Origin of the sequence: Pseudomonas sp. SWRI50 (assembly GCF_014269095.1) — a bacterium.
Classification (GTDB): Bacteria; Pseudomonadota; Gammaproteobacteria; order Pseudomonadales; family Pseudomonadaceae; genus Aquipseudomonas; species Aquipseudomonas kermanshahensis.
Genome location: NZ_JABWRW010000014.1, coordinates 102,632 through 124,761, shown reverse-complemented (window position 1 = coordinate 124,761; position 22,130 = coordinate 102,632). Strand labels below are relative to the sequence as shown.

21 protein-coding genes and 1 tRNA gene are annotated in these 22,130 nt (G+C 60.1%); 9 read left to right on the top strand and 13 right to left on the bottom strand.

Annotated features, from left to right (window positions below; genetic code table 11):
• The first annotated feature begins 79 nt into the window (after nucleotides 1-79).
• From HU750_RS16435 to cysG, 6 genes are all read left to right on the top strand, one after another.
• Complete coding sequence (locus HU750_RS16435) at nucleotides 80-2,533, top strand: DNA translocase FtsK (protein ID WP_420876185.1); 2,454 nt, start codon at nucleotides 80-82, stop codon at nucleotides 2,531-2,533.
• Nucleotides 2,534-2,594: 61 nt separating this feature from the next.
• The gene (gene lolA, locus HU750_RS16430) at nucleotides 2,595-3,218 is read left to right on the top strand and encodes an outer membrane lipoprotein periplasmic chaperone LolA (protein WP_027592731.1); all 624 of its coding nucleotides are present in this window, start codon (nucleotides 2,595-2,597) and stop codon (nucleotides 3,216-3,218) included.
• A gap of 12 nt (nucleotides 3,219-3,230) precedes the next feature.
• Nucleotides 3,231-4,556 (top strand): replication-associated recombination protein A, encoded by a 1,326-nt coding sequence (locus tag HU750_RS16425; protein WP_085273001.1) that lies wholly within the window; start codon nucleotides 3,231-3,233, stop codon nucleotides 4,554-4,556.
• Nucleotides 4,553-4,927 carry a fluoride efflux transporter CrcB gene (crcB, locus tag HU750_RS16420; protein ID WP_085273002.1) on the top strand — a complete coding sequence of 125 codons (375 nt, stop codon included), beginning with the start codon at nucleotides 4,553-4,555 and terminating at the stop codon, nucleotides 4,925-4,927. Before HU750_RS16425 ends, crcB begins: the two co-directional genes overlap by 4 nt.
• A 30-nt stretch (nucleotides 4,928-4,957) precedes the next feature.
• Entirely contained in the window at nucleotides 4,958-6,238 is a 1,281-nt protein-coding gene (gene serS, locus HU750_RS16415) for a serine--tRNA ligase (RefSeq protein WP_186681199.1), read from the top strand.
• Entirely contained in the window at nucleotides 6,239-7,630 is a 1,392-nt protein-coding gene (gene cysG / locus HU750_RS16410) for a siroheme synthase CysG (protein WP_027592727.1), read from the top strand.
• A 115-nt stretch (nucleotides 7,631-7,745) separates the two neighbouring features.
• Here cysG and HU750_RS16405 read toward each other — a convergent pair whose 3' ends face one another.
• From HU750_RS16405 to HU750_RS16370, 8 genes are all read right to left on the bottom strand, one after another.
• Nucleotides 7,746-8,708: a glutathione S-transferase family protein gene (locus tag HU750_RS16405; RefSeq protein ID WP_085273004.1), complete on the bottom strand. Its 963-nt coding sequence runs from the start codon at nucleotides 8,706-8,708 to the stop codon at nucleotides 7,746-7,748.
• 94 nt (nucleotides 8,709-8,802) lie between these two features.
• On the bottom strand, nucleotides 8,803-9,804 hold the full coding sequence (locus tag HU750_RS16400) for a glycosyl transferase family protein (protein ID WP_186681197.1): 1,002 nt from the start codon (nucleotides 9,802-9,804) through the stop codon (nucleotides 8,803-8,805).
• Nucleotides 9,801-10,136 (bottom strand): TusE/DsrC/DsvC family sulfur relay protein, encoded by a 336-nt coding sequence (locus HU750_RS16395; RefSeq protein ID WP_027592724.1) that lies wholly within the window; start codon nucleotides 10,134-10,136, stop codon nucleotides 9,801-9,803. Before HU750_RS16395 ends, HU750_RS16400 begins: the two co-directional genes overlap by 4 nt.
• Entirely contained in the window at nucleotides 10,133-10,429 is a 297-nt protein-coding gene (tusB, locus tag HU750_RS16390) for a sulfurtransferase complex subunit TusB (RefSeq protein ID WP_186681195.1), read from the bottom strand. The genes HU750_RS16395 and tusB overlap by 4 nt, the downstream gene beginning before the upstream one ends.
• Nucleotides 10,429-10,788: a sulfurtransferase complex subunit TusC gene (tusC, locus tag HU750_RS16385; RefSeq protein ID WP_099454724.1), complete on the bottom strand. Its 360-nt coding sequence runs from the start codon at nucleotides 10,786-10,788 to the stop codon at nucleotides 10,429-10,431. Before tusC ends, tusB begins: the two co-directional genes overlap by 1 nt.
• Nucleotide 10,789: 1 nt before the next feature.
• Nucleotides 10,790-11,182 carry a sulfurtransferase complex subunit TusD gene (gene tusD, locus HU750_RS16380; RefSeq protein ID WP_099428820.1) on the bottom strand — a complete coding sequence of 131 codons (393 nt, stop codon included), beginning with the start codon at nucleotides 11,180-11,182 and terminating at the stop codon, nucleotides 10,790-10,792.
• A 117-nt stretch (nucleotides 11,183-11,299) separates the two neighbouring features.
• A complete protein-coding gene (locus tag HU750_RS16375; RefSeq protein ID WP_085273009.1) occupies nucleotides 11,300-12,679 on the bottom strand; it encodes a nucleobase:cation symporter-2 family protein in 1,380 nt (459 codons plus the stop codon).
• A gap of 178 nt (nucleotides 12,680-12,857) precedes the next feature.
• Nucleotides 12,858-13,529 (bottom strand): Bax inhibitor-1/YccA family protein, encoded by a 672-nt coding sequence (locus HU750_RS16370; protein ID WP_003251184.1) that lies wholly within the window; start codon nucleotides 13,527-13,529, stop codon nucleotides 12,858-12,860.
• Nucleotides 13,530-13,662: 133 nt separating this feature from the next.
• Here HU750_RS16370 and HU750_RS16365 point away from each other — a divergent pair.
• A tRNA-Ser gene (locus HU750_RS16365) sits at nucleotides 13,663-13,750 on the top strand.
• A gap of 731 nt (nucleotides 13,751-14,481) precedes the next feature.
• Here the strand turns inward: HU750_RS16365 and HU750_RS16360 are convergent.
• Nucleotides 14,482-15,270 (bottom strand): SDR family NAD(P)-dependent oxidoreductase, encoded by a 789-nt coding sequence (locus HU750_RS16360; RefSeq protein WP_099454723.1) that lies wholly within the window; start codon nucleotides 15,268-15,270, stop codon nucleotides 14,482-14,484.
• A gap of 267 nt (nucleotides 15,271-15,537) precedes the next feature.
• Between HU750_RS16360 and HU750_RS16355 the strand changes: the two genes are divergently transcribed.
• Nucleotides 15,538-16,347 carry a sugar phosphate isomerase/epimerase family protein gene (locus HU750_RS16355; protein WP_186681192.1) on the top strand — a complete coding sequence of 270 codons (810 nt, stop codon included), beginning with the start codon at nucleotides 15,538-15,540 and terminating at the stop codon, nucleotides 16,345-16,347.
• An 81-nt stretch (nucleotides 16,348-16,428) separates the two neighbouring features.
• Here HU750_RS16355 and HU750_RS16350 read toward each other — a convergent pair whose 3' ends face one another.
• From HU750_RS16350 to HU750_RS16335, 4 genes are all read right to left on the bottom strand, one after another.
• On the bottom strand, nucleotides 16,429-17,223 hold the full coding sequence (locus HU750_RS16350) for an IclR family transcriptional regulator (RefSeq protein ID WP_186681190.1): 795 nt from the start codon (nucleotides 17,221-17,223) through the stop codon (nucleotides 16,429-16,431).
• Nucleotides 17,224-17,252: 29 nt separating this feature from the next.
• A complete protein-coding gene (locus HU750_RS16345) occupies nucleotides 17,253-18,251 on the bottom strand; it encodes a Gfo/Idh/MocA family protein (protein WP_186681188.1) in 999 nt (332 codons plus the stop codon).
• Between the two features lie 302 nt (nucleotides 18,252-18,553).
• Entirely contained in the window at nucleotides 18,554-19,378 is an 825-nt protein-coding gene (locus HU750_RS16340) for a shikimate dehydrogenase family protein (RefSeq protein ID WP_186681186.1), read from the bottom strand.
• A gap of 160 nt (nucleotides 19,379-19,538) precedes the next feature.
• On the bottom strand, nucleotides 19,539-20,969 hold the full coding sequence (locus tag HU750_RS16335) for an MFS transporter (RefSeq protein WP_099454718.1): 1,431 nt from the start codon (nucleotides 20,967-20,969) through the stop codon (nucleotides 19,539-19,541).
• A 362-nt stretch (nucleotides 20,970-21,331) separates the two neighbouring features.
• Between HU750_RS16335 and HU750_RS16330 the strand changes: the two genes are divergently transcribed.
• On the top strand, nucleotides 21,332-22,126 hold the full coding sequence (locus tag HU750_RS16330; protein WP_186681184.1) for an IclR family transcriptional regulator: 795 nt from the start codon (nucleotides 21,332-21,334) through the stop codon (nucleotides 22,124-22,126).
• Nucleotides 22,127-22,130 lie beyond the last annotated feature (4 nt).

The following is a 22,130-nucleotide window of genomic DNA, read 5'->3' as shown; positions in this document are numbered from 1 at the left end:
ATGTTAAAAGTAGTGGTTCATTGGCCAGACACCGGCCGATCACTATTGGACGCGCAGCACGCGCAGGAATAGACGCGTTTTGAAGAAATCCACCGCAACTCCAGCTCCCTTGCCAGTGCCTATGTGGCGGCAGCAGCTGCACTATCGTCTCAAGGAAGGTGCGTTGATCGCTGTCGGCGCCCTGTGCCTGTACCTGTGGATGGCGCTGCTGACCTACGACACTTCCGACCCTGGCTTCAGCCACACCAGCAACATTGACCAGGTGCAAAACGCCGCCGGGCGAGCAGGGGCCTACTTCGCCGACATCCTGTTCATGGTGCTGGGCTATTTCGCCTACATCTTCCCGCTGCTGCTGGCGATCAAGACCTGGCAGATCTTCCGCGAGCGCCACCAACCCTGGGAGTGGAGCGGCTGGCTGTTCTCCTGGCGCCTGATCGGGCTGGTGTTCCTGGTGCTGTCGGGCGCAGCCCTGGCGCATATCCATTTTCACCCGCCGGCGAGCATTCCGTTCTCCGCGGGCGGTGCCCTCGGCGAAAGCCTGGGCGAACTGGCGCGCAGCCTGCTGAACGTGCAGGGCAGCACGTTGATGTTCATTGCCCTGTTCCTGTTTGGCCTGACGGTGTTCACCGACCTGTCCTGGTTCAAAGTGATGGACCTTACCGGCAAGATCACCCTCGACCTGTTCGAGCTGGTGCAAGGCGCCGCCAACCGCTGGTGGGAAGCCCGCAACGAGCGCAAGCGCCTGGAAGCGCAGTTGCGTGAGGTGGATGAGCCGAGTTTCAACACCGCGCCAGCGGCTGCGCAGAAGCGCGAGCCGGTCAAACCTCAGCTGCGTGAGCGTAGCGTCGAGCGCGAAGAGGCGCCCGCCCGGCCTGCCCCACCACGCGAACCCGTGGTGGCGCGCGAGACAGTGGTGCCCCGCGAGCAACCTGCGGCGCCAGTGATCATCCCGCCAGCCCCGGCCAGGGCGCCAGAGCCGAGCAAGCGGGTGATGAAGGAAAAACAGACCCCGCTGTTCGTCGACAGCGCTGTGGAAGGCACGTTGCCGTCGATCTCCATTCTCGATCCGGCCGAGCAGAAAAAGATCGAGTACTCGCCAGAATCCCTGGCCGGTGTTGGCCAGCTGCTGGAAATCAAGCTCAAGGAATTCGGCGTGGAAGTCTCGGTGGACTCCATCCACCCAGGCCCGGTCATTACCCGCTACGAAATCCAGCCCGCGGCAGGGGTCAAGGTCAGCCGTATCGCCAACCTGGCCAAGGACCTGGCGCGCTCGCTGGCGGTGACCAGCGTGCGCGTGGTCGAGGTAATCCCGGGCAAGACCACCGTGGGTATCGAGATCCCTAACGAAAACCGGCAGATGGTGCGTTTCTCTGAAGTGCTGTCGTCGCCGCAGTTCGACGAGTCTAAGTCGCCGGTTGCGTTGGCCTTGGGCCATGACATCGGTGGCAAACCGGTGATCACCGACCTGGCCAAGATGCCGCACCTGCTGGTGGCCGGTACTACCGGTTCTGGTAAGTCGGTGGGTGTGAACGCGATGATCTTGTCGATTCTGTTCAAGTCCGGCCCGGAAGACGCGCGGCTGATCATGATCGACCCGAAGATGCTCGAACTGTCGATCTACGAAGGCATCCCGCACCTGTTGTGCCCGGTGGTCACCGACATGAAGGACGCCGCCAACGCGCTGCGCTGGAGCGTCGCCGAGATGGAGCGGCGCTACAAGCTGATGGCCGCGATGGGCGTGCGTAACTTGGGCGGCTTCAACCGCAAGATCAAGGACGCTCAGGAGGCCGGCGAGGTCATCCACGACCCGCTGTACCGTCGCGAGAGCATGGACGACGAGCCACCCGCGCTGAAGACCCTGCCGACCATCGTGGTGGTGGTCGACGAATTCGCCGACATGATGATGATCGTCGGCAAGAAGGTCGAAGAACTGATCGCCCGTATCGCTCAGAAAGCGCGGGCCGCCGGTATTCACCTGATCCTCGCCACCCAGCGCCCGTCGGTTGACGTGATCACCGGCCTGATCAAGGCCAACATCCCGACGCGCATGGCGTTCCAGGTGTCGAGCAAGATCGACTCCCGCACCATCATCGACCAGGGTGGCGCCGAGCAGTTGCTCGGTCACGGTGACATGCTGTACATGCCACCCGGCACCAGCCTGCCGATCCGCGTGCACGGTGCGTTCGTTTCCGATGACGAAGTGCACCGCGTGGTGGAAGCCTGGAAGCTGCGTGGCGCGCCGGACTACAACGATGACATCCTCAACGGCGTCGAAGAGGCCGGTAGCGGCTTCGAAGGTGGCGGCGGTGGTGGTGACGGCGACGATTCGGAAAGCGATGCACTGTATGATGAAGCCGTGCAGTTCGTGCTCGAGAGCCGCCGTGCCTCCATTTCCGCTGTGCAGCGCAAGCTGAAGATCGGCTACAACCGTGCCGCACGCATGATCGAGGCAATGGAGATGGCCGGCGTGGTCACCCCGATGAACAGCAACGGCTCGCGGGAAGTGATAGCCCCAGGCGGCCCGCGCGATTGATGAACACCTTGCCGGGCGCCTGCTGGGCGCCTGGCTCATTTACTGTCCTACGAGGATTTCCATGCGCGCGATTCGCATGCTGTTGGTTTCTGCCCTGGCCATGGGCTCTGTGTCGGCCCATGCCGGCGAGTTGGACGTGAAGCGCCTGACCCAGTTGCTGGAAAAGTCGCAGACGATCGATGCCAATTTCTCTCAGCTGACGCTGGGTGCCGACGGCACCAGCCTGCAGGAGACCAAGGGCCAGATGACCGTCAAGCGTCCGGGCCTGTTCTACTGGCACACCGATGCCCCGCAGGAGCAGGTGGTGGTGTCTGATGGCAAGATGGTCACCCTGTGGGACCCGGACCTTGAGCAGGCCACCATCAAGAAGCTTGATGTACGCCTGAACCAGACCCCGGCGCTGCTGCTGTCCGGTGACGTGTCGAAGATCAGCCAGAGCTTCGACATCGCGTCCAAGGAGCAGGGCGAAGTCATGGATTTCACCTTGAAGCCGAAAACCAAGGACACCTTGTTCGACTCCCTGCGCGTGTCGTTCCGCAAGGGCCTGATCAATGACATGCAGCTGATTGACAGTGTCGGCCAGCGGACCAACATCCTGTTCAGTGGGGTGAAGGCCAACCAGGCAGTGCCTGACAGCAAGTTCAAGTTCGATGTCCCGAAAGGCGCGGATATCATCCAGGAGTAACCGGAGCCCGTGATGGACCTGTTTCGAAGCGAACCCGTCGCCCAGCCCCTGGCTGCTCGCCTGCGCCCGTCCAACCTGGACGAGTACGTTGGCCAAGAGCACCTGCTGGCGCGCGGCAAGCCGCTGCGCGAGGCGCTGGAGCAGGGGGCGTTGCACTCGATGATCTTCTGGGGGCCGCCCGGGGTGGGCAAAACCACCCTGGCGCGGCTGCTGGCGCAGTTCTGTGATGCGCACTTCGAAACGGTCTCGGCGGTACTGGCAGGGGTCAAGGAGATCCGCCAGGCGGTCGAGGTGGCCAAGCAGCAGGCGGCCCAGTATGGCCGCCGGACCATCCTGTTCGTCGACGAAGTGCACCGCTTCAACAAGTCGCAGCAGGACGCCTTTTTGCCCTACGTGGAAGACGGCACGCTGATCTTCATTGGCGCCACCACCGAAAACCCGTCCTTCGAGCTGAACAATGCGTTGCTTTCCCGCGCGCGGGTGTATGTGCTCAAGAGCCTGGACGAGCCGGCGCTGCGCAAGCTCGTCGACCGAGCCTTGAGCGAAGAGCGCGGCCTGGGCAAGCACAACCTGCAGGTGGGCGACGAGGCCTTCAAGATGCTCATGGCGGCCGCCGACGGCGATGGCCGGCGCATGCTCAACTTTCTGGAAAACGCCTCGGACCTGGCTGAAGATGGCAGCGAAATTGGCGTCGAGCTGCTGCAAAGCCTGCTCGGTGACAGCCGTCGGCGCTTCGATAAGGGCGGCGAGGCGTTCTATGACCAGATCTCGGCGTTGCACAAATCGGTGCGTGGCTCCAACCCCGATGCCGCGCTGTACTGGTTCGCGCGTATGCTCGACGGGGGGTGCGACCCGCTGTACATCGCCCGCCGCGTGGTGCGCATGGCCAGCGAAGACATCGGCAATGCCGACCCTCGTGCCCTGAGCCTGTGCCTGTCGGCGTGGGACGTGCAAGAGCGCCTGGGCAGCCCCGAGGGTGAGCTGGCCGTGGCCCAGGCCATTACCTACATCGCCTGTGCGCCAAAGAGCAATGCGGTGTACATGGGCTTCAAGACTGCCCTGCGCGAGGCGGCCGAGCATGGTTCGCTGGAAGTGCCGCTGCACCTGCGTAACGCCCCGACCAAGTTGATGAAGCAATTGGGCTACGGCGACGAATACCGCTATGCCCATGACGAGCCCGATGCCTACGCGGCAGGTGAAGACTACTTCCCTGACCAACTCGAGCCTCGCCAGTATTACCAACCCGTGCCCCGCGGCCTGGAGCTGAAAATCGGCGAGAAGCTACGGCACCTGGCCGAGCTGGATCGCAGCAGCCCCCGGCAACGGAGAAAACCATGATTGCACTGATCGCTGCCGTCAGTGCAGGCGGTATCGCGGGTACTTTGCTGCGCTTTGCGACCACCAACTGGGTGGTCGCCCACTGGCCACGGCACTTCTATCTCGGTACGCTGGCCGTCAATCTGATCGGCTGCTTGTTGATCGGCCTGCTGTATGGCCTGTTTTTGCACAAGCCCATGGTGCCGGTCGAGCTGCGCGCGGGCCTGATCGTCGGCTTCCTGGGCGGCTTAACCACGTTTTCCTCCTTTTCGCTCGATACCGTACGCCTCATGGAAAGCGGGCAGATGCCCCTGGCTTTGGGCTATACCGGTATCAGCGTGGTGGGCGGGCTGCTCGCGACTTGGGCCGGCCTGTCCTTGACCCGATTCTGAACCAACACCTACACATAACGAGAGAACGATATGCTCGATTCCAAACTGTTACGCGGCCAACTTCAGGAAGTGGCGGATCGCCTGGCCTCCCGTGGCTTCAGCCTGGATGTCGCGCGCATCGAATCACTGGAAGAGCGCCGCAAGGCCGTGCAGACGCGCACCGAGCAACTGCAGGCGGAGCGTAACGCCCGTTCCAAGTCCATCGGCCAGGCCAAGGCCAAGGGCGAAGATATTGCGCCGCTGATGGCCGACGTCGAGCGCATGGCCAATGAGCTGGCCGCAGGCAAAGTCGAGTTGGACGGCATCCAGGCTGAGCTGGATGGCATCCTGCTGACCATTCCTAACCTGCCGGACGCCAGCGTGCCGGTTGGTGCCAGCGAAGACGACAACGTTGAAGTGCGCCGCTGGGGCACCCCTAAAGCCTTCGACTTCGAAATCAAAGACCACGTCGCCCTGGGCGAAATCAGCGGTGGCCTGGACTTCGAAGCGGCAGCCAAGCTGTCTGGCGCCCGCTTTGCCGTGCTGCGTGGCCCGATCGCCCGCCTGCACCGCGCCCTGGCGCAGTTCATGATCAACCTGCACACCGGCGAGCACGGCTACGAAGAGCACTACACCCCGTACCTGGTACAAGCGCCGGCCCTGCAGGGCACCGGCCAACTGCCGAAGTTCGAGGAAGACCTGTTCAAGATCAGCCGCGAAGGCGAAGCTGACTTCTACCTGATCCCAACCGCCGAGGTTTCGCTGACCAACCTGGTTGCCGGCGAAATCCTCGATGCCAAGCAACTGCCGCTCAAGCTGGTCGCCCACACGCCTTGCTTCCGCAGTGAAGCCGGCGCATCGGGCCGTGACACCCGTGGCATGATCCGCCAGCACCAGTTCGACAAGGTCGAAATGGTCCAGGTAGTCGAGCCATCCAAGTCGATGGAAGCCCTCGAAGGCCTGACCGCCAATGCCGAGCGCGTGCTGCAGTTGTTGGAACTGCCCTACCGGGTACTGGCGCTGTGCACCGGCGACATGGGCTTCGGTGCGGTGAAAACCTACGACCTGGAAGTGTGGGTACCGAGCCAGGACAAGTACCGCGAGATCAGCTCCTGCTCCAACTGCGGTGATTTCCAGGCGCGTCGCATGCAAGCCCGCTGGCGCAACCCGGAAACCGGCAAACCAGAGCTGGTACATACCCTCAACGGTTCTGGCCTGGCAGTCGGCCGCACCCTGGTGGCGGTATTGGAGAACTACCAGCAGGCCGACGGTTCGATCCGTGTGCCTGAGGTGCTCAAGCCGTACATGGGTGGTGTCGAGGTCATCCGCTAAATGGATTACCTGCCACTGTTCCACAAGCTGCAGGGCGGCCGGGTACTGGTCGTCGGCGGCGGTGAAATTGCCTTGCGCAAAGCGCGCCTGCTGGCGGATGCCGGCGCCGCGCTGCGCGTGGTGGCGCCCGAGGTTGACGGCCAACTGGCCGCACTGGCCCGGGAAGGTGGCGGTGAGGTCTTGGTACGCGGCTATCAGGCGCCCGACCTGGTCGGTTGCCGGCTGGTGATCGCGGCCACTGATGACGCTGGGCTGAACGCCCAGGTGTCGGCCGATGCCCAGGCGCTCAACCTGCCGGTCAATGTGGTGGACGCGCCGGCCCTGTGCACGGTGATCTTCCCGGCCATCGTCGACCGCTCGCCGTTGGTGGTGGCAGTCTCCAGTGGGGGTGATGCGCCCGTGCTGGCGCGTTTGATTCGCGCCAAGCTGGAAGCGTGGATCCCTTCGGCCTATGGCGAACTCGCCGGGCTGGCGGCGCGGTTCCGGCACCAGGTCAAACGCCTGTACCCAGACGTCAACCAGCGTCGCGGCTTTTGGGAAAATGTCTTCCAGGGCCCGATTGCCGAGCGTCAGCTGGCCGGGCAGGGTGCCGAGGCCGAACGCCTGTTGCAGGCCATGGTCGACGGCGCGCCGGTGCAGCAGGGCGGTGAGGTGTATCTGGTGGGGGCAGGGCCGGGCGATCCGGACTTGTTGACTTTCCGCGCGTTGCGCCTGATGCAGCAGGCCGATGTGGTGCTGTACGACCGCCTGGTGGCCCCGGCCATCATCGACATGTGCCGGCGTGATGCCGAGCGTATCTACGTCGGCAAGCGCCGCGCTGACCATGCCGTGCCGCAGGACCAGATCAACCGCCTGTTGGTCGACTTGGCCAAGCAGGGCAAGCGCGTGCTGCGGCTCAAGGGTGGCGATCCGTTCATCTTTGGCCGTGGTGGCGAGGAGATCGAACAGCTGGCCGAGCAGGGCATCCCCTTCCAGGTGGTGCCCGGCATTACCGCGGCCAGTGGTTGTTCAGCCTATGGCGGCATCCCGCTGACCCATCGCGACTACGCCCAATCGGTGCGCTTTGTGACCGGGCATCTCAAGGATGGCACCAGCAATTTGCCTTGGGATGACCTGGTGGCACCGGCGCAAACCCTGGTGTTCTACATGGGGTTGGTAGGCTTGCCGACCATTTGCGCCGAACTGATTCGTCATGGGCGTGCGGCCAGTACGCCCGCGGCGCTGGTGCAGCAAGGCACTACGCGCAATCAACGGGTGTTTACGGGCACCCTGGCGGATTTGCCGGCGCTTGTGGCCCAGCATGAAGTGCATGCGCCGACCCTGGTGATTGTGGGGGAAGTGGTGCAGTTGCGTGAGAAGCTGGCGTGGTTTGAAGGTTCGCAACATAGCTGAAACGGGTGGGGCCGTTTGCGGCCCTTCGCAGCACAAGGCTGCTCCTACACAGGCGTGCGCCGGAGCTGTGGGAGCAGCCTTGTGCTGCGAAGGGCTGCAAAGCAGCCCCGCTGTGTCACCGGTTAACCCAGATCCCCTGGCCCACCAACCGCTCCCGATCATGCGCCAGACCAAAGTCCTGCAATGGCCCTTTAGGCACGATCCCATTCGGGTTGATGGTCTTGTGGCTCATGTAGTAATGCTTCTGGATATGCTCCATATCCACCGTCTGCGCTACCCCCGGCCACTGGTACACTTCGCGCAGCCAGTTTGACAGGTTGTGGTAGTCGCTCAGGCGTCGCAGGTTGCACTTGAAGTGCCCGTGGTACACCGCATCAAAGCGCACCAGCGTAGTGAACAGTCGTACATCCGCCTCGGTGAGGTACTCGCCAGCAAGGTAGCGATTGCGGCTTAGCACGTCTTCCAGGTAATCCAGCTCATTGAACACGTCGTCAAACGCGGCCTCGTAGGCCTCTTGCGTGGTGGCGAAGCCTGCGCGGTAGACGCCATTGTTCACTGCGGGGTAGATCCGTTCGTTCAGCGCTTCGATCGCCGGGCGCAAGGGCTCGGGGTAGAGGTCCAGGCGGTTGCCGGTCAGCTCGTCGAAGGCACTGTTGAAGATGCGGATGATCTCGGCCGATTCGTTGTTGACGATACGCTTCTCTTTTTTGTCCCACAGCACCGGCACGGTAACGCGCCCGGTGTAGTGCGGGTCATCCTGGGTGTAGCGTTGGTGCAGGAATTCGAGTGCATCGAGGTGGTCGCCGGTGGAGCCCTGCTGCTGGTCGAAGGTCCAGCCATTCTCTTGCATCAGCCAGCTCACCACCGACACATCGATGAGCGGCGACAGGCCCTTGAGGGCACGGAAAATCAGGGTGCGGTGCGCCCATGGGCAAGCCAGTGACACGTACAGGTGATAACGGCCGGCCTCGGGTGCGGGCAACGCGTTGCGGCGCTGGGCGTTTTCGCGTTTGAAGGCCCCGTCTTTGCCTGTTTCATACCACTGGTCGTGCCAGCGGCCGTCGATCAAAAGGCCCATGTTGAGCTCCTGGAGCAAAGTTGTTTGTCGTTGGAGCCCAGTCTAGGGAATATCGTTCGAATAAATAGCGCAAAGACTCGGGGTCTTTAATCGATTAAATCGATGCGTTGCGTTCGCTCCAGTAGCGACGCGCTGTGGCGAAGGCGTCGTCACGGTTCTGCCCCAGCCCGCGCAAGGCCAGGGCCATGGTGGCGACCACGGCCATTTCGCCGTAGCTGTCTTCGGCTTCGTCCTGCCACACGGCGAGCAGTTGCTGCGGCTGCAGGCTCGGTGGTTTGACATGGCGGCGTTCGCTCAGGGCTGGCCACTCTTCATCCCAGGCCTCGCCCGCTGTAGTGCCATAGAGATGGCTGATGACATCGGGATTGACCTCGATCTCGCCGCCATCACCCTTGATCACCACGGCATGGTCGCCGAGCAGACGGCTAGCTTCACGGTGCACCGCCTGGTAGCCAGGGTGGAAGATGCTCTGCAGGCCGCAGCGCGCACCCAGCGGGTTCAGTACCCGAGCCAAGGAGTGAATTGGCGAGCGCAGGCCCAAGGTGTTGCGCAGGTCAATCATGCGTTGCAACTGGGGTGCCCAGTCCTGCAGCGGGAAAAACGCCAGCCGCTGCTGGTCGAGCGCGGTGCTGACAGCCGCCCAGTCGCGGCACAGCGGAATCTGCAGCTGTTCGAGCAGTTGTTCAGTGAACATGCGCCCGGCGGTGTGGGCGCCGCCGCCATGCATCAGGATGCGCACCCCGTTGTTGGCCAGGCACTTGGCCGCCAGCAGGTACCAGGGCAGGTGGCGCTTCTTGCCCGCGTACGTGGGCCAGTCCAGGTCCACGGCAATGTGCGGCGCTTGCAAGTGCGCGCGTAGGGCCTCGGTGAAACCGGCCAGTTCATCGGCGCTTTCTTCCTTGTGCCGCAGCAGCATGAGGAAGGCGCCGAGCTGGGTGTCCTCGACTTTGTCTTCCAGCAGCAAGGTCATGGCCGCGCGGGCTTCTTCGCGGGTCAGGCCGCGCGCGCCGCGCTTGCCTTTGCCAAGGATGCGCACGAATTCGGCGAACGGGTGTTCGGCGGGTGTTTCAAGGGTGAGCGGGCGTGGTTCGATCATATGCAGTTGGTCGGCTTGGGCAGGCCCGCCAGCTTGGCGGCAAGTTTGGCAGGAGTGCCGTTGAACAGGCGGTTCAGGTGCGGGCTGTTGCCCTTTTCAGGGCCCAGCTTCAGCGCGGTGTACTTGATCAGCGGGCGTGTGGCCGGCGAAAGCTGGAATTCCTGGTAGAACTGGCGCAGCAGCTCGAGGATTTCCCAGTGGTCAGCGGTCAGCGGGATGCCTTCACGTGTGGCGAGGGCATCGGCGACGGCAGGGGACCAGTCGTGCAGGTCGACCAGGAAGCCGTCCTTGTCCAGGGCAATCGTTTGATCGCCAACGTTCAGCGTACTCATAGCCAGCTGTTGACCTTGTCGTAATGCAGCGACAGCTCGACGAATGCAGCGTAGTCCACAGGCGTGGCCAGGTCGTTGGCAACCGCGCGGGCGTGCAGGTCTTCGTCGAGGGCGAACAAGCGCTGATCGAGCGCGGCGGCTTGCAGCAGCTGCTGGGGCTCGCTGCCGGCGTGCAGTGCATAGACCGCATCACCGCACAGCAGCAGTGCATCGTCGGCACCGAGCAGGCGCAGGCAACTGGCCAGGCGGTCGTCGCCGAAGGGCGAGTGGGCAATTACATGCAGGGTTGTCATCACAGCGTTACCACCTGGTCAAAACGGGCGATCAATGCGGTCAGTGCCGCGTCGTCCAACACCTGCACCGGTAGCGCCAGGGTGTCGGCGGCAAGGCCGCGCTGGCGCAGGCTATGGCTGCAGGCGAAGAGCGCTTCTACGCCGAACATCGGCAAGGCCTGCAGGTTGGCCGCCAGGTTCTTCTGTTGCAAAGTTGAAGGTTGCTGGCCCGGGGCGAGCTGGAACACGCCATCGTCCAGGAACAGCATGCCCAGCGGCAGGTCGAACGCGCCACCGGCCAGTGCGATGTCCAGCGCCTCACGGGCCGATGGGCCGTTCCAGGGTGCCTGGCGGCTGATGATCAACAATGACTTGGCCATTTCAATCGCCTCCGAAGCAGATCAGCCGATCGGCACTCTGCGCCGCCTCGTGCAGTTGGCCGAGCCCGGACAGCTCCCAGGGCTTGGGCAGGTTCGCGGCTGGCCGTTGATAGCGGCTGGCTTCGGCCTCGTCGAGCACGCCACGGCGCAATGCAGCGGCAATGCACACCACCGCGTCCAGCTGGTGGTGGTCGATGAAGGTGCGCCATTGGGCGGCGACATCCAGCTCATCCTGGGGCGTGACCACGTTGGCCGAGGCACTGTGTACCCCGTCCTGATAGAAGAACAACCGGGCAATCTCATGCCCGCCGGCCAGCACCGCCTCGGCAAAGCGCAGGGCGCGGCGCGAGGAGGGCGCATGGGCCGGGGAAAAAACCGCGATAGCGAATTTCATGGACAACTCATGCAAAGGAATGCCGCCATGATAAAGCAAAAAAGCCCAACCCCGCTCATACAAGGACCTCGTGGCCTTGTGCAGAGGGGCTGGGCTTTTCAGCGAGGCGCTGAAGGGTCAGGCGCGCTCTTTGCTCTCTGGCAGGAACCAGTTCAGCACCAGGGCGCAGATACCGCCGGTGGCGACGCCCGACTCCAGCACATTGCGGATTGCCGCCGGCATGTGGGCCAGGAACTCAGGCACTTGGGCCACGCCCAGGCCCAAGGCCAGCGACACAGCAATGATCAGCAGGGCGCGACGGTCCAGCTGCGTGCTGGCCAGGATGTTGATACCCGAGGCCGCTACCGCGCCGAACATCACCATGGCCGCGCCACCCAGTACCGGCTCCGGTACCGCCTGGATCACTCCAGCAACCGTCGGGAACAGGCCCAACAGCACCAGCATCACAGCGATCCAGATGCCGATATGGCGGCTGGCGATGCCGGTCAGCTGAATAACGCCGTTGTTCTGGGCGAAGATTGAGCTTGGGAAGGTGTTGAACAAGCCGGCCAGCAGCGAGTTGGCGCCGTTGACCAGCACGCCGCCTTTGATCCGCTGCATCCACACCGGGCCTTCGACCGGTTGGCGCGAGACCTTGCTGGTGGCGGTAACGTCACCAATGGCTTCCAGCGATGTCACCAGGTAGATCACCAGCATCGGAATGAACAGCGCCCACGAGAAGCTGAGGCCAAAGTGCAGCGGTGTGGGCACCTGGAACAGCGCAGCCTCGTGCATGCCGGTGAAGTCCAGGCGGCCCAGGTAGCCGGCCAGCGCATAGCCCACCGCCAAGGCGATGACGATAGCGCAGCTGCGCATCCATACCACCGGGATGCGGTTGAGAATGACGATGATCGCCAGCACCACGCCCGACAGCAGCAGGTTTTCGCCATTGGCGAAGGTGCCGTTGGCCATCGCGCCAAAGCCACCGCCCATGCTGATCAGGCCGACCTTGATCAGGGTCAGGCCAATCATCAGCACGACGATGCCGGTCACCAGTGGCGTGATCAGGCGTTTGACGAACGGCAGGATGCGCGACACGCCCATCTCCACGAAGGAGCCTGCGATCACCACGCCAAAAATGGCAGCCATCACGCCTTCTACCGGCGTGCCTTGTTTGACCATCAGCGCACCGCCAGCGATCAGCGGCCCGACGAAGTTGAAGCTGGTGCCTTGAACGATCAGCAACCCCGCGCCAAACGGCCCGAAGCGCTTGCACTGGACGAAGGTGGCGATGCCGGAGATCACCAGCGACATGGATACGATCAGGTTGGTGTCCCGCGCCGAAACACCCAATGCCTGACAAATCAGCAGGCCCGGTGTCACGATCGGCACGATGATCGCCAGCAGGTGCTGCAGCGCCGCCAGCAGGCCGATCAGCAGCCGTGGCTTGTCCTCAAGACCCAGCACCAGTTCATTGGCAGGCGCCGATGCGCCTGGGCTGTGTTCGTGTGAGCTCATTGCAGAAAGCCGCCCCGGAAGAAAAAAGGAGCGCATTCTACGGGCTGAAGCGCAATTGGGGTAGGGGCAAGCACGATGGCGGCATGATCGGTGTTTGTTCGCTCAATAAGCTGACTTTTAAGTCAGTCTTTGGCGCACAAAAAGCCCGCCGAAGCGGGCTTTTTAATGAGGCGCGATATCAGTCGTCGCGGCCCATGATGCCGAACAGCTGCAGCAGGCTGACGAACAGGTTGTAGATCGATACATACAGGCTGATGGTCGCCATGATGTAGTTGCGCTCGCCGCCATGGATGATCGCGCTGGTCTGGAACAGAATGCAGACCGACGAGAACAGCACGAAGCCAGCGCTGATCGCCAATTGCAGGCCGCTGATCTGGAAGAAGAAGCTGGCAACCACTGCACCCAGCAGCACGAAGAAGCCTGCCGTGATGAAGCCGCTGAGGAAGCTCATGTCCTTGCGGGTGATCAGCACATAGGCCGACAGGCCACCGAACACCAGTGCGGTCATGGCGAATGCCGAGCTGACCACTTCAGCGCCACCGGCCATGCCCAGGTAACGGTTGAGGATAGGGCCGAGGATGAAGCCCATGAAGCCAGTGAGGGCAAAGGTGGACACCAGGCCCCAGGCCGAATCACGCAGTTTGTTGGTGAGGAAGAACAACCCGTAGAAGCCGATCAGCACCACGAACACGTTCGGGTAGCCGACGCGCATCTGCTGGGCCACAAAGGCCATGACACCGCTGAAGGCGAGGGTGAGTGCCAGCAGGCTGTACGTGTTGCGCAGGACTTTGCTGATCTCCTGCTGCTCGACCTGCTGGCCGTGGTGTACGGCGTAATCCTGTTCGCGCATGGCGAGGCTCCTTGGTAAACCTGTGGTTTCAGACGTTCAGATGCTAGGAGTCTATCAGACGTCCTGCAACCCGCGACACAGAGAGTTTGACAGCGTGTTTCATTACGGTATTATGGCGGCCGCAAAACGAGCTGGAAGCGTGGCCGAGTGGTTTAAGGCAACGGTCTTGAAAACCGTCGATGGGCAACTATCCTAGAGTTCGAATCTCTACGCTTCCGCCATATTCAAAGCCCTGATTATTCAGGGCTTTTTGCGTTTTTGGGGCGTAGAAAAACTACCCATGGGCACTTTATTTCGGAAGCGCTTCCGATACGTCCGTAGTTCTGAGCCCGTCGATTGGCGCCTTCTCGAAGATGTCGCGCAACTGCCTACCTCGGCCCCAACATGCTAGGTCCTTAGCTGCTCGCCTTCGCTTCGAGTTCGCCTCACTTCAGTCAAGCCAAGCTCAGATCGCTGCCTAAGGGTCTCGGCTTAGCTGACTTGTTCAGGAAGAAATAGCTGATTCATTCCTTGCCGGGGTTCTTCCTGCGCTTGCTGGTGCGCTTGTGTCGGTAGTAGGTGACCGTTTCAGCGAGTCGATGAGCTCGTTTTGTAGCTCGCCCTCGGCCTGGCCGATAGCTCAGAGGTGCTGACCCCATCGCCCCTCGTCGGTGGGTTGATGCTTTGTTTGCCGACCACCATCCAGCCCACTGCTGCGCCGCAGATCAGCTGCTTGTAGATATTGTCGCCATCGATGCTAAGTTCGCCTCGCCCGAGTAGGTCGGCGGGCTTGAGTTTTAGGGGAGGGGTTTAAATGGCCAAGGCGCAGGTAGGTGCGAATAGAAGCTCGCGAGGATACAGCTTCGGTCGAAGCCGCACGACACAATGCAAGGTCGCACGGCCCCATTTTAGTGTCTTGTAGAGGGTTTGGATTTAAGTCTTTCTGTATAGGCTCAATCCCCAGCCGTGATAATCATTTGGAGCTTGGTCGACCTGGAATATGGCTAAGGATCGATTTGGAGAATCCGCCATCGACACAGATATCCTGTCCCGTGACATAGCCCGCTAGCGGGCTAATGAGAAATTCGATCACGTTTGCGATGTCTAGCGGTTCGCCGATTCTGGCCAGTGGGATGATCGCTTCTCGTGCTTTCTTGATCTGCGGATCAGCGTACATTTTTTCAGACATGGGTGTATGTGTCATGCCTGGGGACACGATATTGACCCGAATGCCTTCAGGTGCCCACTCCAGGGCGAGAGTTTGCGCCAGCATTGTTAATGCTGCCTTGGTGGGGCTGTAGGCGCCAGAGCCGGCGTGCGGAAGCTGGCCAGACATCGACGAGGTAAAGCACGCTGAGCCTCGGCTTTCGCGAAGATGCGGGTAGCTTGCTTTGGCAAGCAACCAGGCGCCGCGAAGATTGACGGCGAACATGTCGTCCCAATCCTCAATGGACAAATTGCAGATCGCGCCGGGGCTGGCGACGCCGGCATTCGCAACCAGCGTGTCAAGCCCGCCGAATTCGGCCACTGCAGCTGCTACCAGTTGGTCAGGCACTGCAGGATCGCCGAGATCACCAGACAATGATATCGCGACGCCACCCATGGCTATGATTTTTCGAACGATTTCATCCTGGGTTGAGTTTGGGGCTTGCCCACAAACGGCAATTTTCGGCTGCGAGCCCCGGGCAAGCGCAGCCTCCGCGATCCTGAGGCATACCGAAGCACCGATGCCGCTACTACCGCCACTCACCAAAGCTCTCATTTAACAACCCTCACACATAGATTTTGTTGTAGGTGGGAGCCCTAACCTACAAAACCAAGTGTGACTTTGCAACCAAATTGACAATGGAATTCGATTACGTTATGTTTTTTTCATCATCAGGATTTCCTTAGCAGCGCATTGGCTGTCGCCATTTATCTGCATCCATGGTCGCGTCTTGCTGCAAGCGATAGTGGTCAGCCTACAAAATTCATAATATGAATGGCCCGTTTCACTCCGGTGAATACTCAACTGAAAGGATGTTTCGATATGATCATCAGCACGTTTTCTTATCTGTGGTCATCCACGGCAATCGATGCAATTGCGCAGCTCTCTGAGCATGGGCACCGTGTGTTCGAGGTGCCCGTAAGTTCGCCACATTGCTGGCCGGTGGAAATGTCGACTGCAGAGCGTTCTGCTGCAAGCGTGCGTCTACGTCAGTACGATGCCAAGATCAGGTCGCTCAATGCCGGCGGCTATGACGTCAACTTGGCAAGTCCCGCCGCCAACATGCGTCAGAAGAGCATTGATCACATTAAGGCGGTGATTGACCTGGCTGTCGCTTGGGGTACCCAGGAGGTGGTGATATCTCCTGGCACGCGGCGCCCGATGATTTCTCCACCGCTCGAAAAGACTTATGATTGGATGTACGAGAGCCTGGCGGCTTTGACGCCGCTGGCGAAACAGGCTGGTGTGCGCTTGCTGCTAGAAAATACCCCGTATTGCTTCACACCTACGATGCGGGAGTTGGCTGAGGTTGTTGATACTGTCAATGATGATGTCGTCAGAGTCGTTTATGACATCGCCAACGCTGCTTACATAGGTGAGGACCCAGTAGCGAGTTTGCTGGCCTACCAGAGTGCTATCGACTTTGTGCATGTGTCCGACACCGGCACGGATGTGTGGGGGCATGATCCAGTTGGTACCGGAGTGGTAGACTTCATCGGATTGGGTGAAGCCGTTCACGCGACCTGCGGTATTGAAAACTGCGTGCTCGAAATCATCCGCGAAGACAACGCCTTATATGAACTGAACAAAGGTGTGCAGGATCTGCGTGAGAAGGGGTGGAACATTCGGTAGTTGCCTTTCTATCGCTCGTCGCCCCAGTAGCCCTGAGGCCCGCAATGGGCCCAGGTGCAAGTTAGAGCATTAGCGCGCAGCTTACGAGTCTCCCCCGCTGACAGATGTCCACAGAGACCAGCACTCTCCCACCCTGGTGGCCGAACGTTTCAAGTGTTCAATATGAGCATCCAAGGTTTCCTCGCGCATGCGTGCAATGGGGCCGGCGATGCTAAGAGTTGCCACCGGGGCTGAGTTGCTTGATCGTGAGGGGTCGAATACAGGCACTGCCACGACGCACACGCCCACTTCGCCTTCTTCTCGTACTACCGCATGCCCCTCTTTGCGAATCAGTGCGATGTCATCAAAAATGTCGCGAATCGAAACGCGTGCGTTGGGCCCTGCATATTCTCGGCTATTCTCGATATCCCAGGCGGCGAGAATGCGCATGGCGCGCTCATCACGCATAGTGGAGAGCCATGCTTTGCCTGCCGCAGTGGTATGGGGAATGATTTTTTCGTCTAGGGCGCGGCGGTATTGAAGGCCCCTGTTATTTTTCGTGGCCTGCAATACCCAAGTCAGATGATCCTCTGCAACTTCCGCCAGGCGAACATGCTCGCCGGTTTCGCTGGCTAGTTCGTTGAGCAAAGGTTGCATGATCCTGGCAAACCCAGTTTCAGTGATGTAGTTCACGCCCATGCTGGGGATTTTCAGCGTCAGGCAGTAATGGTCCTGCTCGTCCTGGTAAACGTAGCCTCTTTCCCGCAGGGCGCTCAATATACGGTGAGCCGTGGCCATCGCCACTTGAGTCTGTTCACTGATTTCAGACAGGGCGAGGCCGCCTGGATGGGAAAGGAGCAGTTCCAGAGTATTGAAGTAGCGGCCTATATGTGACAATTTTTAGTCCTTTGTTTCGCGTCAGGGCATTATAGGGTGATGGGGGCGCCACCCAGGCGATCTGACTCATAGGCCGCCTCGATGATGCGCATGACGCGGTGCATGGTTGCTAACCTGGCGCCTGTATAAGCAACGTCTCGGTCAGGCGCGAGGATGTCGGTTACGAAGTTGTCGTAATACACGTCAGAGTTCAAGCTCATGTGCAGGTCACTTGCCTGCCCGGACGCGTCGACCAGTCGCAAGCCGTCAGCGGTAGAGCGCGCATAGAACTGATCAGTTGACATTGAAAATGAATACTCCCGCTGCTCGGGTGTATTGGCGGGATAATTGTACCCCGTTTCGATAGTGCAGATGCAGCCACTCTCGGTCACCAAAGTCATCAACGAGCCGATCTCTACTGCTGTCAGTAACGAATCGCGATACATCACTGCCGACACGCTGCGAATCGCCTCTCCGGAGATTTCCTCAACCAGATCGACGAAATGAGGGGCGAGATTGATCGTGCATCCGCCCCCCGATCGTTTTGGCTCAAGCATCCAAGAGCAACTGTTAGCCAGGTAGCGTCCAGGCGGGCCAGCGTTGAATCGAAACGCCAGGGTTCTCCACTTGGCTTCACTCTGCCTGGCTTCTTGTTTTAGGCGGTTCAGTAATTCACTGTGCCTCCATATCAACGGCACCGCCACGAACAGACCGTTGGCTTCGGTGCGTTGGTAAAGGTCCAGCACCTCATGCTGGGTTAGCCCGCAAGGCTTTTCCATCGCGAAGGGGACCTTTTGCTCGATCAATGCCTCGCCCATGGCATACAGCTCATCATGCGGGCCAAAGGCGAAGGCAAAATCAGCTTCCTCGTTTTCCAGCAGGGTTTCCCAGTGATCGTAAAGTTGCGCTCCGAAACGCTGGGCGAGAGCGGGACCCCGCGACCCCGTTGCGTCGGACACCGCCGTGACCGTTACATCAGGCAAGCGCTCAAGCGCATCGAGATAGAGCGGGGTGTGCCAGTGGCTGACTTCTAGGAGAACGACTTTCAAACATCCACCTTTATAAATAAGTATGTTTGACAAACCTGCGGTGCCATGGAAGTTACGGATCGAACCGCGAAAGAATAGCGCGCAAGCGACATTTTTGAGGTTGCAAAACAGCCTATCACGACCCTGTTATGAACGGAAGTAAGTTACGTTTTGGTAGGGTGCTGAGCGCTGTGCCGGCGCTGTGGAGCAATAGCAGTCGGCGTGAGGGGTGCGCGCATGCCGAAAGCATGCGCATCGTGGAATGTTCTGATTGGAGTGATGAAGAGGGTGCGGGCTGGCAGTCAGGGGAGGGGTATGGGAGGCTACAATCCCGTCGAGTAACGGCGCTCGATGTCTTCAAAACCCAAGAAACTAAGAGCCAGCAAGGCCTGGCCTACGTGCATGGGCTGGCCGTCAAGGGTTTTGCATCCGCGTGTTTGTGCCTCAATTAATAAAGCGGTCGGCTCGGCTCGAGTGATGATGTCGACCACCACCGTGGCTGGGTTCAGCAGCGTTGCTTCTATTGGCATCGGATCATCAGGGTTCATGCCAAGCGGGGTAGCATTGATAACGATGTCATGACCTGTAGGGTCTGGAGGCCCTGCTTGTACGTTGCACGCCCCTTCTTTGCCAGCGATTTGCGCCAAGTCAGCGGCGCGGAGCGGATCCAAATCTGAAATGGTCAGTGAGCGGGCGCCAGCAGCGGCAACGGCGAAAGCGATGGCCCTTCCCGAGCCCCCTGCTCCGACCAGGAGAACTGATTTCCCGTGTAGAGAAACACCCTGACGCTGCATGCCCAGTACGCAGCCGAGCCCATCGAACACGGCTCCCTCCCAGCGACCGTCCTTGTCGCAGCGAACCACATTGATTGCGCCGATCTGGCGCGCGGTAGGGTGAAGAATGTCTACGACTTCAAGCATGGTTTGCTTGTGCGGCATGGTGACCAGTAGTCCGGCGAGGTTGCGGATTGTGCGCGCGCCTTTTACGAACTCGGCCAGGCCCTGCGTACCGACCTCCAATGGAATGCAGACGGCGTCAGACTGTGCTTCGGCGAATAGCCTATTCAGCAGCATTGGCGATTTGGCGCTCTTGAGCGGATCACCTATCAATCCATAGATGCGCGTTTTGCCGGTGATGAGTGGATGCATGTGAACCTACTGTAGTTGACGGGGGCACGCCAATTGCCAGCTCGCAGCTGTTGGACTTTCTTGCTGGCGGCGCACACGTTTATCGCCGGGGTGCTTAACGTGCTGCGCAGAGCAACTGCGCAACACGTTGAGAGTGATGAGTCTGGTTGTCAGTCGGGCATCACTGGAGTTGATTTTTGAGCGCTTGATTCGGGGTGCTAGTGCTCGATCTGGGATTGGATTTTTCCCGCAGCAGTTCGTACTCCTCCTTCGACATTGGCACAGCGTCGGGGTCACCCAGTTCGCTCAGGCGAATACGGAACGTTTCGCGGGTAGTAAACGCCGCAATGGCGCAGATGGCACAGATACCGAAAGTCAGCGCTCCAATTTTCAGAGGGATATTTTCGGTGCCAGGCGGCGCAACCGATACGAACAGGGCTGGCAGAAACGCAGTGCATGCCACGCCGATGTTTTGACCGATGGCCATACCAGTGACGCGTACCCGTGTGCGGAACAACTCAGGGAACATGCTTGGGAAAACACCATTGAAACCTTGGTAGGCCACGCCCCACATGAGAAGCGAGAGAATCAGAGACAGCCAGAGATTGTGGATGCTGATTGCATAGAGGTACCCAAACGACAAGAGACCGCCGCAGAGCACGCCCACGATCACCGGGGGGCGACGGCCAATTCTGTCAGAGAGTTTACCGACGAATGGGATAAGTATCACAGCGCACAAATTGCCCAGGACAGGAATCCACATGAACAAGCCGGAGGGAAAACCAATACCGTAAGCAGGCTGGACTGCATAGGTGGCGCCGAACACGGAGGCGAGGATTGCAAGTACTGCAGAGAGTGCCATGCAGATGACGCGCAACACATCCTTCCAGCTTTCGGTGAGTACCTCGACTACTGGCAATTTACGAGGTTTGTCCTGTGCTCGCGCCTCAGCGAAGACTGGGGCCTCATGTACTTCGCGGCGGATGATCCATCCGACCACAAGCACCACAGCGCTGAGCAAGAAGGGAATTCGCCAGCCCCATGACGCAAACTCATCCGCAGGCATGAATTGGGCGAGTGGCAGGAAAACCCCCGCCGCGAGCAGTTGCCCAGCTTGCACGCCTTGAAGGGTAAAGCTTGCGAAGTAACCACGGCGCCCGTCAGGTGCATGCTCCATGGTCATAGAGCTTGCGCAAGACACTTCACCGGCAACCGCGAACCCTTGGATCAGACGCAAGATAATCAGTATTGCGGGAGCCCACACGCCGATCTGCTGGTAGGTCGGGAGTAAGCCAATGCACATGGTCGAGAAGCCCATCAAGAACATGCAGTAGACCAATACTGTCTTGCGGCCATGGCGGTCACCCAAGTGCCCTAGCACCACTGCTCCTATAGGTCGTGCGATATACCCAACGCCGAAGCTAGCGAGTGAAACGATGATTCCTACGGTTGGATCGTCCGTTGGAAAAAACAGTTGCGGGAAAAGCAGGGCAGCGGCAGTCGCATAAATGAAAAAGTCGTAGTACTCCAACGCCGAGCCGATCCAGCCGCTAGCTGCGGCCTTCCTTGACTGACGCTTGGGGTGTGGATCGCTCGGGATGCCATGGCTCATGAAGTGTCTCCGGTGCCGTAATTTTGTTATTGTAACGTCGTTCCATTTGTAATGTTGTTCCCGAGCATTGCCTTTGTCAAGCGTGCTGGCACGGTTCAGGTTCATGAGTCGGCCGCCCTTAGGCCGGCTGTTTACGAGCCATTCATGGTTTGAGGGAGTGGAAGGCCCGCCAGCGTGAATGCAGCCTCATCGCTGTACTTCTAGTGAGTCGGGTATAGATAAGCAGTTGGGGAGGGGGCAAGCGACTGAACGTATTTGCGTTGACTTGACGATCGCGTGATGATTACTATTGTAACTGTGTTCCAGATAGAACTGCGTGACATTTTCGTCGGCGCTGCTCAAAACCAGCTGAGAATAATTCCATGAGAGTCGTTAAAGGTGCTGTTGATCGTTGCCTTGAGGCTATCGAGCTGCTGGCTCGTGAGGCCCGCTGGATGCGAATGTCCGATATTGCAGGTGAATTGGGGATGGAAAAGGGGCCTGCGCACCGTGTGCTTGCACAATTGGTGGAGCAAGGGTGGGCCGAGCAGGATGAGGCGACATCCCAATACCGTCTGACACTCAAATTGGCGCTTTTGGGGCAGCGTTATCTGAACGGCATCGGCTTGCCGGAGCTTGTTCAGCCGATCATTGAGAATGTAGCGTCTTTATCCCATGAGCTGGTACGCCTAACGGTCGTCTGCGAGGGCAGTTTGTCCTGGCTGGCCTCGGCTCAAGGCGCTGCACCTGGGTTGATGTACTCGCCCGCCATGGATCAGCCTATCAATCTGTACACCACCGCTAATGGCAAAGCCTGGCTTGCATCTATGCCTGACGAGCAAGCTGTCGAGATTGCTATCCGCGACGGTTTGGGCAAAGACCAGGGTACAGGCAAGGGTCCTCGGGCTATCAATACTGTCGAACGCTTACTTTCCGACTTGGCGGCGACCAGAGCACGGGGCTACGGACTCGTTGTGGAAGAGGCTGAGGCCGGCGTGTGGGCAATCGCGGTTCCGGTGAGGCTCATTCCATCTGGAATTGTGGTCGGGACCATGAGTATCGCCGGTCCGGTGTTGCGCATGCATCCAGACCGCTACGAGGATTTGCATGCATTGCTCGAGGATGCTGCGAACAAGCTCGGTACGGTATGGCCTCGGCAATCCGGTGTGCAGGGATGAAGTG